The 15,571-nt window shown below is 46.1% G+C and carries 11 protein-coding genes; 3 read left to right on the top strand and 8 right to left on the bottom strand.

Annotated features, from left to right (window positions below; translation table 11 throughout):
* Window positions 1-61: 61 nt before the first annotated feature.
* Together EKM83_RS13555 and EKM83_RS11075 are read right to left on the bottom strand one after the other, a co-directional pair.
* Window positions 62-1,423 carry a hypothetical protein gene (locus EKM83_RS13555; protein WP_125577422.1) on the bottom strand — a complete coding sequence of 454 codons (1,362 nt, stop codon included), beginning with the start codon at window positions 1,421-1,423 and terminating at the stop codon, window positions 62-64.
* 219 nt (window positions 1,424-1,642) lie between these two features.
* Window positions 1,643-3,070, bottom strand: a complete 1,428-nt coding sequence (locus tag EKM83_RS11075) for an S-layer protein (RefSeq protein ID WP_164505663.1) — start codon at window positions 3,068-3,070, stop codon at window positions 1,643-1,645.
* Between the two features lie 816 nt (window positions 3,071-3,886).
* Between EKM83_RS11075 and EKM83_RS11070 the strand changes: the two genes are divergently transcribed.
* Window positions 3,887-4,243 (top strand): hypothetical protein, encoded by a 357-nt coding sequence (locus tag EKM83_RS11070; RefSeq protein WP_125577420.1) that lies wholly within the window; start codon window positions 3,887-3,889, stop codon window positions 4,241-4,243.
* A gap of 66 nt (window positions 4,244-4,309) precedes the next feature.
* Here the strand turns inward: EKM83_RS11070 and EKM83_RS11065 are convergent, their stop codons facing one another.
* Together EKM83_RS11065 and EKM83_RS11060 are read right to left on the bottom strand one after the other, a co-directional pair.
* Window positions 4,310-4,843, bottom strand: a complete 534-nt coding sequence (locus EKM83_RS11065) for a hypothetical protein (protein WP_164505662.1) — start codon at window positions 4,841-4,843, stop codon at window positions 4,310-4,312.
* Window positions 4,844-4,898: 55 nt separating this feature from the next.
* Window positions 4,899-6,305: an AAA family ATPase gene (locus tag EKM83_RS11060; protein ID WP_125577416.1), complete on the bottom strand. Its 1,407-nt coding sequence runs from the start codon at window positions 6,303-6,305 to the stop codon at window positions 4,899-4,901.
* 142 nt (window positions 6,306-6,447) lie between these two features.
* Here EKM83_RS11060 and EKM83_RS11055 point away from each other — a divergent pair, with 142 nt between their 5' ends.
* Together EKM83_RS11055 and EKM83_RS11050 are read left to right on the top strand one after the other, a co-directional pair.
* Window positions 6,448-6,726, top strand: coding sequence for a hypothetical protein (locus EKM83_RS11055; protein ID WP_125577414.1), 279 nt, complete (start codon window positions 6,448-6,450; stop codon window positions 6,724-6,726).
* A gap of 575 nt (window positions 6,727-7,301) precedes the next feature.
* The gene (locus tag EKM83_RS11050) at window positions 7,302-8,663 is read left to right on the top strand and encodes an S-layer protein (RefSeq protein ID WP_125577412.1); all 1,362 of its coding nucleotides are present in this window, start codon (window positions 7,302-7,304) and stop codon (window positions 8,661-8,663) included.
* 140 nt (window positions 8,664-8,803) lie between these two features.
* On the opposite strand, the gene EKM83_RS11045 is transcribed toward EKM83_RS11050, so the two are convergent.
* From EKM83_RS11045 to EKM83_RS11030, 4 genes are all read right to left on the bottom strand, one after another.
* The gene (locus EKM83_RS11045) at window positions 8,804-10,429 is read right to left on the bottom strand and encodes an RES family NAD+ phosphorylase (protein WP_125577410.1); all 1,626 of its coding nucleotides are present in this window, start codon (window positions 10,427-10,429) and stop codon (window positions 8,804-8,806) included.
* Window positions 10,430-10,529: 100 nt separating this feature from the next.
* Complete coding sequence (locus EKM83_RS11040; RefSeq protein ID WP_125577408.1) at window positions 10,530-12,749, bottom strand: S8 family peptidase; 2,220 nt, start codon at window positions 12,747-12,749, stop codon at window positions 10,530-10,532.
* Window positions 12,742-13,794 (bottom strand): AAA family ATPase, encoded by a 1,053-nt coding sequence (locus tag EKM83_RS11035; RefSeq protein ID WP_125577406.1) that lies wholly within the window; start codon window positions 13,792-13,794, stop codon window positions 12,742-12,744. The genes EKM83_RS11040 and EKM83_RS11035 overlap by 8 nt, the downstream gene beginning before the upstream one ends.
* 249 nt (window positions 13,795-14,043) lie before the next feature.
* Window positions 14,044-15,177, bottom strand: a complete 1,134-nt coding sequence (locus tag EKM83_RS11030; protein WP_125577404.1) for an ImmA/IrrE family metallo-endopeptidase — start codon at window positions 15,175-15,177, stop codon at window positions 14,044-14,046.
* Window positions 15,178-15,571 lie beyond the last annotated feature (394 nt).

Genomic DNA, 15,571 nt, shown 5'->3' with positions numbered 1-15,571 from the left:
TGACGTAAAAAATCCCCGTCCGGATTTGGACGAGGATTTTCGTTTTATCTAATTCACTAATCTATGCAAAGTAGTTAGCACTTGTAACAGAATTAGTTGGCGTATCAACAGGTGACGCACCATCTACGACCGTAGCAGTGTAGAATGCTTGTGCATTAGCCGTCTTACTGTAGGTACCTGATACTGCATTGTTGAACGTGTACTTCGTGTAAACTTGCTTACCGTTTGCCGTGTAAGAAGGTGTGTACAACGTCGTCAAATTATTAGTGGTCAAGTAGGTCTGTAAGTCGCTGGCCGTGTAGGTAGCGTCTTCAGCACCCGTGAATGCTGCACTAACTGTTGGGAAGACAACAGTTGTTGCACTAGCAGTCTTGCTGTAAGCAGTCAGCTTATCAGCGCCCTTAGTTTGATCTGAATTTAAGCCATAAAATTGAATCTTCATAGCAGCATCAGCATTCTTGTTAACGATTAAGCTGATGGTGTCACCAGTCTTAGCTGAAGCTAATGCCGTCTTGTTAACTGAGTCAGCAGCAGTGTAAGTATAGCCAGTACCAGCTAAAACACTCTTGCCCCAGCTATTAGTAGCAGTCTTAGCTGCACTAGCGCTAACATCAGTACCCTTGGCAGTTGAAGCCTTGCCGTCCTTATCAGTCAAGTTGCTTAAAACAGTTGACTTGATAACCGTGCCATCAGCAGACTTCAAGTTAACCTTAACGTCAGTCTTTTCATTGTACGTATCAACGGCTGGCTTCGTAGCGGTTACAGCCTTAGCATAAATCCAACCATTGATTGTTGGGTTTTGGGCATCTTCAACGTAGTAGTAAAGTGAACCTTCACGGGTCTTCGTTGCGGCCTTAGTAACCGTCAATGTATCATTAGCGAATGGTGTTGTATTCTTAACCTGCTTAGAAGCCTTGTATTGGGTGTTCTTTGGTGCAGTCCACGTCACGTTGCCAGTACCTGGCTTAGTGAAATAAACGGTCGTGTCAGCAGGCAAGTTAGCCGTCTTAGTCGTGTTAGCAGAAGTAACACCGCCAGCAAAGGTCCCTTCCTTCTTACCGCCGTAGATATAACCACGGTACTTACCGTTCATAGAAACGATCTTGTAGTAAACGGAGCCCTTGTTGGTAACCTTTTGGTAGTAAGCGCGGAAGTAATCAGCTGACTTCTTGGAGTTAGCTAACTTCTTCATCGTCTTCTTGGAAGCAACGACTTTGGCGCCTTTGACAGTCCCTGGCTTGGAGTAAAGGGCGTTCGTCCCAGTTACTTCAACGTTACGAGTTTCGCCAGCAGTCTTTAAAGTCTTGCTGGAAGTAACCTTTGCCTTGGAAGCGGCATTAGCAGTCGTCGATACCGTAGCAACGGCGCCTAAGCTCAATACAGCTAAACCAACGTAAAGTGATTTTGTTAAACTTGACTTCATTTTGTGTTGTCTCCTCTGAAAATATAAGATTGTTTGTTAACAGTCCTAGTATACCAAAGATTATACGAGATTACGCTTATTTAGATATTCTTAATCTCATTCATACGGGTTTATACCAGCTAAAAAGCCCCTAATCACGGGAAGTTTCGTGATTAGGGGCTTTTGTGAATTCTAAGCGATTACTTAGAACCGAGTGTCACTTAATGCTGTCAGGCTGATCTAGGCAAAGACATCCACAATAGGTGCCTTTTCATTTACTGCTCCCTCTACAAGTTCAGCAGTAAAGTTCGCTTTCAGAACATCTCCGTAGAATGCAGTCTTGTTATTCCCATTGAAGGAACCTTTTTCAAACTTAAACTTGTAATGATATTGGGTACCCATATTATCAGTATATGTCTTAATTCCGTTAATACCATTGTCACTAACGGCGCTATTCAAGCCTTTTTCAATAGTTGTCAGACTATCGCCAATTTGCATGCCTTGCTTACCGGTCAACGCTGAAACAGTGTCTTTGTCTAGCGCAATTGCTAAGTCGGCCGTCGTTAACTGCGTATTCCCAGTCAACGCACCACTAACGACTTTACCGTTAGCATTAACCGTCGTCAATACCATCTTAATCTTTGAAGTAGCTGCAGCATTAACATCAGCGTACACATTATTTCCATAAGTAGCACCGTCAGCCAACGTAGCAACCGTAGCAGAATCAATTGAGAAACCACTTGGCACGTTCTTAGAAATGAAGTCTTTTAAAGTCAGACCGGCAACGTTTTTCGGTTCTGTCTTGGCGTCTGTAGCCTTTGTTGCAGTCGTGTTAACCTTATCGCCCGCCTTGGTACCAGCAGCCGAGTTGATCCAGGTTGCTTCACCAACTTGCTTAGAACCGTCACGATACATAATCTTGACGCTGTTGTTATTGGTTGCTTCCGCTTCAGCCATCGTCATCGAAAGGCCACCCAATTCTTGAGTCGTGGCACCGGCGTTGTAACCCTTACCCGCAAAGATCCACCCCGAAACATCCGAATTCTTATCGGAAGTCACGTAGTAGTACAGGGAGCCTTCCTTGGTCTTGGTCTCAGCCTTGGAAACGGTGAAAGTATCTTCCTTGGTCGTACCATACATGTTGACCTTGTGGGCCTTGTAAGTCGTGTGTTGTGGTGCCGTCCAAAGCGTGTTCTTCTTGACGTTCTTGATGTGGAAACCAGCCGTCCGTGATGGCATCGTTGCTTCCTTGACCGTTTGGGCTTCCTTGATGCCGGCACCAATCGTACCCTTTACTTTGCCGCCGTAGATGTAACCGCGGTATTTGCCGTTCATGGACACAATCTTGTAGTAGACCGTCCCCTTGTTGGTCACGGCCATGTGGTAAGCGCGGAAGTAGTCTTTCGAATGGTTGGAGTTAGCCAACTTCTTGACCGTCTTCTTGCTGGCAACCAGCTTGGCGCCGCGCACCGTCCCCGGCTTGGTGTAAATCGCGTTAGTCCCCGTAACTTCAACGTTCTTGCTATTCTTACCCAAGGCCGACTTGGATACGATCTTCGCCTTTGAAGAGGCGTCCGCTGACGTAGCGGTCGTGGTCACCGTTGCCACGGCGCCTAAACTCAGCGCAGCCAATCCCAAGTACAATGATTTTGCTAATTGTGATTGCATATTTTTCTCCCCTAGAAAATGTAATAGTTGTACGCAATCAGTATACCAAGAACTGCCCTGAAATTGGAATAGCCTATTGAAAATAATCTATATAAATAATGATATTTGATATAACAAAATAAATAAAATCGTCGCTGCAACCAGAACTACCAAGTAACTAGCAACGCCAGATTTCCCCAAAATTTTTCTTTTGATAATGAGAGACGCCCTCATTTTCCGAGGGCTAGCCAGTTATTTTTGACCGCCCCCCTGCGCAATGAGTTATGCTTGAGTGCCGCAAGCATAACATGGCTGTCCAGTCGCGCCAAGCTTTTTCGTTTCATCCACTGAGCCATTGATCCACTCAGTTACCTGGTGCCCAAATCGTTATGCACCACCATTTGCTAACCCAATGACCGGCAGTGAAAATAGTCCGGACCATCGGTAAACATCTGGCTTGACTACCCACGGTCTGGCCCATTCTCACTGTCGGCTAATCGCCTTGCCAATAGTTGTGCCGCGACAGTTTCCTAACGTCCAGCCACCTGGCTGTTCCTGCCGCCGGCGACCACAGAATGTGCTATTCTACACATAACGATGGGTGCCAAACACGAAAGGATTTCCAGGGATTTCACCCACCGCGCCGTGACGGCAACGATCTGCGTACTTGTCGTTGGCGGCTGGCGACTACCTAAATTCTCGTAAATACCGCTTGATTCAGTAAACCCACCACGGTCCGGACCGTCGTTGCGATTGGCCGACTGACTGTGGTGAGCCCGTTGGCAGACGACTTGGCTGAAGCCAGGTCGTCTTTAGTTCTCGAGTGAGGCGACTAGTGTGAAAATGCGCATGCCTATTTCGCGGCCCGCGACCCCCATCATTTTGATTCACTACTGCCTGGCAGAACAGCTCTACTCCGCGCCGGAAGTCCTGACTTACTTGCGGCGCTACGGGCTGGTGACCAGCTTCACGTATACGCCATTGACCTACGCTGCGACTAGCGATAAACACCACACGCTGTTGGCTTATCTGGCGGCTAACCACCTGGCCGCTACTCTGCGTGGCTATTATGACGATATTTATCAAGCCAGCGACATCTTTTTCCTCTTTGATACCGCCCAGCTGTCTTACCGAGACGCGCTATTTTTTGTCCAGGAGATTGCTTGGTTTCGGCATGAGTGGTGGGGATGCTAAACTTTAAAATACCCTAAACAGAAAAAACTGATGAATCCTTCTTTTTCGGACTCATCAGCTTTAGTGTTAATTCAGTTTAAATTGATGTGCTAAGCAATACGTTAAAAACTCATCAAGATTCGTTTTGGTCGACTTCGCACACGCATCACGCATCGCCGTAATGCGCGTAACATCTGCGATTAAGCCTGAAGCCGGATCAAATACCTTAAGATACTTCTGTTTATCACGATTAGTCTTGGCAACATATTGGAATTTAATATCTTTTAAGACATCCTCAAAATTTTCTTTGAAGTAAATCGGTCGGATATATGGTTTCAGCTCGTGCGCACCCAGTCCTGACAAGTGTCCTTTCAGATAATTATTGCGGACAGATAGATCATGACAATCATCAACGTCCATCAAAGTATAGATAAGACAACTGTCCAATTCCTTCTTGCGATACGCAATCGTCGGATACTCCTGGGTTATCTTTTTAACATTCCGGAAAACTTCATTCTGGAAAATATCAGGCAGCTTGGCAATTTGAATGCTACTTTTTCCCTTGTCTCTCGCAAATACACCCATGTTTAATCGCAACGCCTGCTTAATACTGTTAACCATATAATACTCCGATTGACCGTGACAAATCACGACAGCACAGGTCCCATTCCCCAGGTTATTCCCCATCTGTCGGCACCTGTAAGTCGCTCAAAATATCTTCAAAATCTACGTCGTTAGCATAAGGTATGCCCGCGAAGTAACCGTTCAAATACATCTTCTGAATATTATTGTGGGCCGCAATATTCGCTTTGCCATTTTTAGACAAGCTCACGACCTGTTTATTCCCAGCAACATCACTTTGAATAACGTACACCGCTGAGGGCTCCAACTCTTTCATCACCTGCGTATCGTGAGTTGTAAAGATTAACTGTCCCTGAATATCTTCTTCGATACTATCAACTAAACGATCAATCAGTAAGTCGTGAATTCCCTGATCAATTTCGTCAATAATGACCGTTTCGCCATGAACTGCATTTAAAAACAGCGGGAATAAATCCAACAGACGCTTTGTCCCATTTGATTCCAGTCGGAAGGGCACCTCAATGTTTTCGCCACCAATGCGCTTTTTCTCAAACAGCTCATAATTCAGCCGGTCCTGACTATTTCCCTGTGTTCGGTAAAACACCTGGTAAATATCGCTGTACAGCGGCACAAAATATTTATTCAACGCTATCTCTGTCGTCTTTAAAATACGCTGATTTTCAGCACTCTCTAGGATCTGGCCACGCAACATATTCCGTAATAGTAGCCGGAAATTATTAACGCTCGCGCCGTTATCACCACGAAAGGCTACGTGATTGAATCGTTCTAAAACGTGTAAAAAATTGGCTGAGACATTATCCTTGAGATATTGGTGATTATTATCTAACTGAATGCTGTTAAACACAGCCAAGAAGCTATTTTTCCCCCACAATCGCTGCGTCTCATTTTCAACTAAATCAAGCATTGCCCCCTTCTTAAACAAGCTGGGACTCCACTGTAAGTTCATCTTACCATCAGCATCCCCCGTAATCTTAAAAAGCGTCCCACTTGAGCGCTTGATCAGATAATACAGACTCTCCTCAGCCAAGTAGATTCCCCGTTCACTCTGGTTAAAAACTAAACGATAATAACCCGTGTTACCATCAATATTAAAATTGTATCGCAAAACGACGGGCGCTTTCGAGCCAATCATTCCCGCGTCCGCAAAAATCCGTGGTAAATACGTGTTCGTCACATTGCCAGAACGCAACAACTGTAACCACACATTCTTAGGCGTAATCTGCGTTACATCTTCTTCTGACGAATCCGCAATTTCCTTCTGCAACTTCGCTAGGTTGGCTTGGTTATTCACAGTGTCCAATGACTGGCTCAAGCTAGTAAACGCCGAGACAATGTTGGATTTACCAGAACCATTTTCACCATAAATTGCAATCATTTTTTTGGGAAGTTTATTCTTTTTAAGGTCAATATCAACTTTTCTAAACGATTTATAATTTTCAAGATGCAGGCCCGTAAACATAGAAATATCCTCCATTTCCATACAAAATGTATGCTATAGGTATAATAGCATACATTCTAAAGGATTTCCTAGTATTTGTTTTAAAATGAATCAACATCAATCAATACCAATTCACCCCAAAATACGCTAAACTAGGCCTACTAACTAAAAATGAGGTGCCCCAATGTCCATCAAATTAACACTCGCTAATAACCAAGTCCTGACCATCGATGCCACCACCAGCCTGAAAGCCTGGAAAGGAACGCATGACAAGGATGAAACCACTGGCAAACGCGAATACTACGCCGAATCCATCTTCGCCGACGTACTCGCCAAAGACGATCCCGCCGATTTGCTGGTCGCACTACAAGGCCTCCTGAGTCACTCCGACTGGTTCGCAGTGGGTCCAGACTTTGACCAAGTCTTCCAATCACAGGCCGTGGTATCGTTAAAAGCTATGTAACACAAAATGCAGGTAATCGTCGTCATTGGCGGTCACCTGCATTTTTTAGATTCTCTCAGCTGGAGGTATTTCAAAATGTCACTGTCCGTGATGACGGCGTTTTGCCAGAACGCTCTCTGGTTTTACGCTCACAAAATGATAAGCCAGCGACTGCCCTTCGAACTTCGCCAATACAATTGGACGGATGAACATGTTGACACCTGCCTTCACGTAGTTGTTTGCCGCTAGTTTACCAGGTTCCGATTCCCATCACAAGGCATCTCATCCGCCCCCTCCCCCTTAACCAAACCGAAAACAAACTTAACCCAACCTAAACGCCACCACCGAAAATTTCTCCGTAACCGCCAAATCATTCACCAGCTAAAATACTTACCCAAACTCGGCCCGTTGATCAGGCCATTTTCTCACGCCCTTATATCCGCTGTCACCAGCCACCACCCAGACCCCACACACGCAAATCCCCAGGTCATCCCCACTGCACAAAACCCGCCCCGGCAGCAAAATCCGCCCAATCCTTTGCTATACTGACTCCAGTTAAGGCAGAACTTAACTTGCACACCAAAGGAGAGAATTCTATGCAAACCAATTTGAAAAAATCACTTTACTTAGGTCTCGCAACGCTCAGCTTGGCTGGGGTCGCAGCGGCCACGACCACGACGGCTTCCGCCAAGTCCTATGCCAAGGCGGGCAGCTATACCAAATTAACCACGGCGGCCACCTCACGGAACGTCGAATCCACCGGGACCAACGCCCTGTACACCAAGCCGGGCACGGTCAAGGGCGCCAAGGTCGTGGCTTCCAAGAAGACCATGGCGAGCCTCGCCTCATCTAAGAAGTCTGCGAGCTACTTCCGCGCTTACGGTCAGAAAACCACTAACCGCGGCTCCGTTTACTACCGGGTCGTTTCCATGGATGGTAAATACCGCGGCTACATTTACGGTGGGAAGACTGCCGGAACGTTTGCGGGTGGTATCGAATCAGCTAACACCACAACTACGGCCACGACGCCTACAACAAAAACTTACTATTTAAAGAACCCTGGCAAGACCAACACGCTGTGGGATGCGCCGAAATACACCCAATACAAGGCGGCCAAGGTCATCAACAGTACGTCCGCGCTGGCCTCTGACTCATTTACCGTCGACTCCGCGGTCACCAAGACTAAGGAAGGCTCGCTGTACTACCACGTCACCGATAACAACAATACCAAGATCTCTGGCTGGATTTACGCGGGCGCCCTGCAGACGGGTGAGAACAGCACCATCACCAGCGCCAAGAGTATCACGGTCAATTACGTGGACAGCTCCACTGGCAAGAGCGTTAAGAGTGGCGTGCTGATCACGGCTAGCGATGCCAAATCTGGCGAGGCACTGTCCAGCGCCGATGTTACCAGCGTCAACAGTGATATCGCCTCCTCGACTTATTTGCCAGCCGGCTATAGCTTAGCCAACTCGTCTAACTCCTACGTCACGACCAGCACCACTTGGGGAACTAGCGTGACCGTACCTGTCACCGCCAACGCGGACGCCGGCATCACGATTGCCTCTTCCTACGCGCTGAACGCAACGACTGGAAAGAACGATACCTTGTCCACAACCGGTGCGCTGGCCTCTGATGGCAGCACGACCGTTGCCAAGGCCCAAGCCAACTTCACGGCCGATTACCAAGGCGCTAGTGGCACGGTGGCCACCCAAAGCGGCTTGAGCGATGCGTTGACTGCGGCCAAATTGAACACCATCTACGTTCCCGTCTACGAATCAGACGGCACGACGCAATCCACCAATTCTGCCGGTGACGCCCTCTACACCAAGTACACCTTGAGCACGTCATCTCTGCCAACTAGCCTCACCTTCGGCAGCACCAGCTTGTCGTTGACCTACAACGCAGCCGGCAGCTACGCCTTAACGTCCGGCAGCAGCACCATGACTGCGCAATAAATCGCAACACCGTTTCAAATTCTCTAACTACCACAAGGGACTGTAGCCCTTTCTTCCAAATGTAAATGAAAAGCCCGCGATGGACTGAGAGGTTTTTGGCCTCTTGGTTTTCGCGGGCTTTTTGTCTTTAACTGGTGACGCTAGTCATTCACCGGTGTTCCTTGCAGACCTGCATGAACTTCACTAAGACTTGAATCAACGTACTCTCCAAAAGGTGGCTCAAAGAATATATAGTTAATTGCACCAGGTGAAACTACGCTCCTAATCTTAATGGCTTGAATATTTCGGTTTTGCCGCAAACAGGCACCAATAAACATAGGGATTTGATACTCTACAGGTATAGAAAATTTCCCAAGACTGGGTACTTTTTGTAAACAATAGCTTACTAAAGCATGATTTTCCTTGGAAAGATCTAATACCTTCATTTCACGATCAATGGAGAATTTTAAAACATCATACGTCTCGTTTTCCTGCCCTGTCACTTTCAATTCTTCCGAAAGGGTACCTTCATCACTACAAGTATAGTACAACGGATGATTTGCTTCATTGAATCTCCCAGCACCTGATACCCCCCAAGGAGCAACCGTTTCTAGCTCTGATTGCGTATAGGACCGTTCTTGTTCCTTTGAATTTCGTACTCTACCATGGAACAAGATGTCATCAATGCGCTGAGGCGCTACCTTTATATTCAAAAAGTAGTCCCTAATCTGTCGTGCCACAGGATTTTCCAAAGCAAAATACCCTGATTCAGCAAGATATGATTGTAATTCTCTTAATTCCTCTTCAGTCACTTCCAGCCGCTTATGAACAGCTGTTGCAACACCCAGGAGATCTTTAGTTGCAGCAACAGAAATCAGAGTTGAAATAGATTCGGTTTTATCTTCTGCGCTATCGTCATACTTTTTAATCAACGGGGTAGCCGAAACGTAGAAATCCGAATTAGTAAGGTAGTTAGTGCCCACAGCATCAAGCCAGCTGCTTATAGTTTTACCTTTATAGCCACGGCCTCGCATAGCTTCCGTTGCCAGTTGATGACTGAAATGACTTGTGAAATCTTTTGAACTAATTCTACTTAGCGAAGCAATACCACTCGTCCCAACATGTTTTAGCGCACCAGCGCCAGCAAAAGATTTTGCAAGAGTACTAATGGCTCTCTGAGGTTGTGTTGCAATTGCTTTGTCACCGAGTGGCGAAGAAGCAAGTTTCGTCCATGACTTTCCTAATGTATCTGTGATATCAGTACTCTTAACAAGCGAATGAATGGCTGCATAAGCTTGCTTTTGAGCCATTCCCATAGGAATTATCCCTGCCTGCAAATCTTTTAAATCACCCATGGTGCTAAACCGCCTACTCCAAGAATCAGATTCTACCAAGTTAGATGCAGTAAGGGGATTCTTGGTCAGTGCTAGTGACTCCTGTCCTAAAGTAGAGCCCCTCAAACTTCGCATAAAATCATACTGTCTTTGGCTGGGGTTAGTACTGGGGTTAGCCATTTCTATAAGCGCCTTTTCCCTATTTTCAACTTGGGAAAGCAACTCAGAAGTCGTTCTCTGACCAACCAGCTTAGCTACCGATGAACCTCGCTGAGACGAGATTCCTAAAGATGCTGTCAAAGAAGTGGGCCATGACTTCTTCGCAAAATAATTGCTTCCCATTGCAGTGTTCAAATCAGCATTGTAATTGCCCTTTCTTAGTCTCTCATTGTTAAGCCACCCGACACGTTCATTGACTTTTGGTTCATTCCAGTTGCCTGTGGCTTTTTCCATAGGCAACCTGGATTTTTCAAAATTTTCAGTCGTATCCCTTACCCCCTCATAAAATTACCATAATTGACATGATTGCTAGCTTCATTGCACCCGACTACTCTTAATCCCAATGAATATCAGTCTCCGCCTCAGCATTAACCTGAATCTGGTTCTCAACATTGATATCATTGACCAGCCAGCCTCGCAACCGACAGTTTTGCTTAAACTCTTCGATTTTGTTATCGCCGTAGATATTTTTCAACGTTACTACAATGCCAAATGGGATTCTCTCACGGGGAACGTTACTCATTCTTTGTTTTGTCTTCAGACTAATTCCCCACAATGGTTGATCGTACTTCTTCCGTGCCCGGGCATTCGGCTTAAGTTCCTCGCCAATATGCTTAATATTGTCCCATTTACGAAAATTCTTGCGAACGTTCTCCTCATTCAGATCATAGTGCCCCTTCTCGCCTTGCTTGTTGTCGTTGATTGACTTTAAGCTATTCGAACTCAGCCTACCAAAATGAAGATCCAATTCTGTGTTCGTGTAATCCACGCCTTGATTACGAGAACAACCAGGGAAATAACACAACGTGGCTTTAGCTAAATAAGGGAATTTATCATCAGTAATCGGCACCGGGATATTGTAATTGTAGGTATCGTAGGATGCTGACAAACCGGTTAGAACAAAACGAATCTCATCGTTTTGCGACTGTAAGACTTGTTTGATGTCAGTGGGTACCACCCCGAAGCCCAGGAAGCGAGAATCTTGACCATCCTTCTGCCATCCAATGGCGGCGTCAATGATGTAAGCCTTAGCAACCTCTCGGCTAAACCCCATCACGTTGATCAGAAAGGCCATTTTTCGTGTAATCCAGGGTGCCGCAAAGGAAGTTCCGATGACAGATGCCTCGCCAATTGCTGTACAAGCTCTTAGAGGATGCTTATCATCTCCACCGAAGCAGCTAACATCCGGCTTAGAAAAGAAAGACAGGACCGGCCCCCGACGCGCGTAGCCAACAATTTTTCCTGAGGAGTCAACAGCATTGACCACTAAAGAGTTAACTGAATCTGCTGGTGCCCCAATAATTTCAGGTACTGGCTTCTGTCTCCCTTTATTCGTCCCAGCAATTACGAAAATCACATCATATTGATTTTCCAATTCATCTAATACGGCAGCCTCAGGTGAAATAAAATTTCGATTGACCTCCCGTGGTGAACCCAAGGAAAGGTTCCAAACCTTGATATCCGTATTAGTCGATACGATTTCTTTAATTGCCTTCAGAATAGTAAATGAACTGGTTACCCCACCTCTGGTTACCCCAAAGTGCCGCACTTTGAATCGACCACAACCATCATCCAGACTAGGATTAAAGCTAGGACCATCCACGATAATTGATGTCACTTCAGTTCCATGAGGACTGTTCACGCCTGGAATGTCTGTTGCTACTAAATCATGGTCTTCAACCCAATCGCTAAAGTAGACATCCCCATCAAATACCGTATCAATAACCCCAACGGTTGGCTCGATACCAGGCTGCGGAATTGTTAGTGGCTTCGACGAAATCGGCTGCTCTTCGTCAGTCAGCTTGTAGTCCGCCAAGTCGCTAACAGACATCGAAATTAGATATGGTGCCTTACTTTTCAGCAAGTTAAATTGTGCCTCCGTTGCGTAAAACGTGGTCTTGCCTAAAAAGCTTCGATTAGCAACGTCCAAACCCAATCGCTGTAATAACTCTTGCGTATTTTCACCAATATCATAGACACTAACAATCCCCGCTTGCTCGATTGTTTCAGCTGATTGGTCCAAATCAAAGCGTTCGACATAAAAAGCATCCACAATTACCTTAGCAAAATTAGATTTGGCAAGTTCTGAGGTATCCAGGCTTATCTGCCCCGCATTGATAGCCATGAGCGTTTCTTTATTAATCTCTCCAGAAAAATCACGCGTCAAGATCCGTGCGCAGACGTCCAATCGGCGAACCGATTCTTCCAAAGCCGCTAGACTAACATTGTACGTAATTATATGTTTGGGATTCGTATCATCATCAGTAAATTTGGCCCCGATAATATAATCACTAGGATCTCCTGAAGCATCAAGAAGCAATGCGCCAATTCGATTGCTCTTGGCGACTACTTCACGGTAATACGCCGACACAATTACGCCTGACTTCAGAACGCGATTATCTCGCCAAAATTCAATCAACGTCTTAATATTTCCCTTCAGATCAATCAGGTGCTGAGTTATCACTGATTCACCCGCAGGTAATTGGGCAGAGCCAGGTTTGCCGGAACTGCTCTTCTGAAAAAAATCTCCCTTTAATCGAACGCTATCATTCAACTGGACTATCCCCTCTCAGTTCACGTGAAACCGTACTCCGTGATACGCCACTCAATAATTCAATCTCCCGAATCGTAAATCCTTGTTTTTCCAGTCTGGACAAATCCTTAGGGTCCATATGGGTCACCGCCCGATACAGCCGCGGAATATAATCAAATTTTTTCTCCGGATCACTAAATGCCACCGAAGTTTCAATTAAATTTTTCAAATCACCCGGATAAGGTAACTTTGGCATTAAGGCCATTATTTTCCTGACCAAGCGAACATTTCTACCCGTGTTGGGGAAACGCGTTAATGTCTTTTCCAAAATCAATTCTGAAATTTCCAGCAAATCTTGCTGTGTATAACGATTGAAATTAATAATTGAGTTAAAGCGCCGTAGCAATGCCCTATCAAACGATTGGATAAGGTTAGTTGTCCCAATCAACGCAACCTGAGGATTCAAGCTATCGAGTCCCTTTAAAAAGGCCGTCGTTGCCCGTCCCATTTCACGAACATCATGACTATTAGTCCGATCCATAGCCAGCGAGTCTAATTCATCAAATAAAATAATGACCCGACTCGGCTGAGGCAACTGGTTTATTTCCTTGAATAATTGGCTGATATTCTTAGCAGTCTCACCTAGATGACTATCAATCAGTTCATCGATTGAAACTTGAAATAAGTCCCGTTTCAGGATACGCGCTACCTGTTTTACCGATTCCGTTTTCCCTGTTCCTGGCGCTCCTTCAAATAAAAAACGATTAATTCCCATATTATGCCGAATGGCGTTGACGACTCCTAGAAGATCATCTTTGATGCTATCTGGTAAGGGTAAGGTTGCATCGTTTTCCAACTGTACACGCTGAACAAATTGAAATGAATCGGATTCTGCCTGAGGCACAAACGTGTTTGTATTAGACAGAGTTGCCATGATGTACTCCGCCAATTGCGAATCACCTGTTTTATCAAATTCATCTGCAATTCCATAGGCCGTATCACGAAATCCTGCATCATTATCTTCTGCGTAGTACCTAATTAAGTTTAAAACCTCTTGCTTCTTCATCCCTACATACCTCCACATAACTCAACCTTTAGGATTACCTAGAGTATAACACGTTTTGGGACAGATTAGCTATAATTTGGGACGCTTTTCGTTAAACAAACAATTATATCCAAGCATCAGGGAACGGGTTTAGCTGTTACCTTACTTTTATGTCTCCCCCCATTCCTCAGCTTCTATGTACAGCGTTAAGCTAAGAGACTACTCCCCTAGTCCTCACAGACTTCTAAACTTATCATTACTGCTGGGATTCTATCCCATCAGCGCATCCACCACACCATCATACGTCCGCAACGGAACGTCCAACATCGCCGCCGCTGAAGCAATTGGCAACTCACCACTAGCCTCGCGGTCAATGACTGCCTTAGCAAAGCGCAAATCAATTCGCGAGCAGTCCACCTCACGCCGGTTTCGCCCAGAGTCCGCCCTTTCAACCATGTCTAAGCGCTGCTGTTCGGTTCGCACCCAGTTAACTAATGGGTGATCAGCAGCTCCTAACGACTGTAGCCGAGTTGCCGCAGTCATCAGACTAACATGATACTTTCGTGATAGAAACTTCAAACCATCTACCACGGAACGACCGTTAGCCAGCGCCGCACAAACCGCCGTTTCCGGCAGCAGCACATTCATCGTGACCTGATTAACCCACCGTTCACTCACCACATCATCTACCAGCGAGGCGTTTAGAATCTCACTGTACCCAAGCAAAACGTGGATGAGTTCATGGAGTAGCGAAAACACCTTGGCTTGCTCGTTATCGGTATCATTAATAAAAATCAGCGGGCTGACCTCATCACTGAGCGCCATCGCCCGAAACTCGGCGACAGGTAGTGGCCGCTGGCTATCAGTTCCGACAACGCCATTTTGTATCACCAGAATTCCCAGCTTACTGACACTTGCTCGTAGGGCCGTCAAGAAGTCAGCGTCGTTCATCTCAACTAAGCCAGACAAGGCCAACAAGTCAGCCACCTTCTTGGCTGCGGTAGCCGGACACATTCCCTCATCAATCACTCGTAAATACTGAAATTGCGAGTGGTCATCCTGTTCCAACAGATAATCCGTCATCCACGCCTGCCGCGTTTCCATGGTATAAACTGTCTCAACCAGTCGCCGACTCGGCTGTTCTGCAGGAGCATTGATTGTTCTCAGTGCAGTAAACGCATACTCCTCTTCCGGAACCCGGTCCCTGAAAAAATAATCAAAGGGCACCCGCGTCTCGTGACTGAAGCTCTGAATCTGCTGAAAGGTTGGCAAGTCGGTAGCGGTCCGCGGATGTAACCACGCAGCCAGCTGAAATTTCCGCCGCAATTCGTCTGCGGACTTCTCGCCATGTGCAATTGCCCATTGAATGACCTTGGCACTGACTGGAACTCTTAAAGTCTCCACCGTTACCTGCCTCCTTCCTCATCGTTGTAGTATCTATACTCACTACCAGTATTCTCTACAAGCCTTCTCGGTTATGCTGCTCCCAGCATAACATGCCACCACCCAATCCCCTAGAACTATCGTTTTAACCGCGAACCCAAGCAGGCCCTAAACCACTTCTGGGATTAGCGCATTCATCGTTAATGTGTCCTTGCCCACCTCATGCAAAAAAAAGGCCGCCACCCTGGCGACCTTCGCAACCCTTATTTGGCTCTTTGTCAACTGTTGTTGGTAATCGGCTGTCTGAGGTTGCCTAATCGTATTATGATTAGGCAGCCTTTTTAATTCCGAATACTAGATGAATCCTTAATCTAAAGCTACTAAAACAACCGAATCCGTAGCTGACTCGCTTGAT

This window comes from Levilactobacillus angrenensis (genome assembly GCF_003946085.1).
GTDB lineage: Bacteria > Bacillota > Bacilli > Lactobacillales > Lactobacillaceae > Levilactobacillus > Levilactobacillus angrenensis.
Note: the sequence above shows the minus strand (reverse complement) of the source record. Positions and strands in the feature narration are given on the sequence as shown.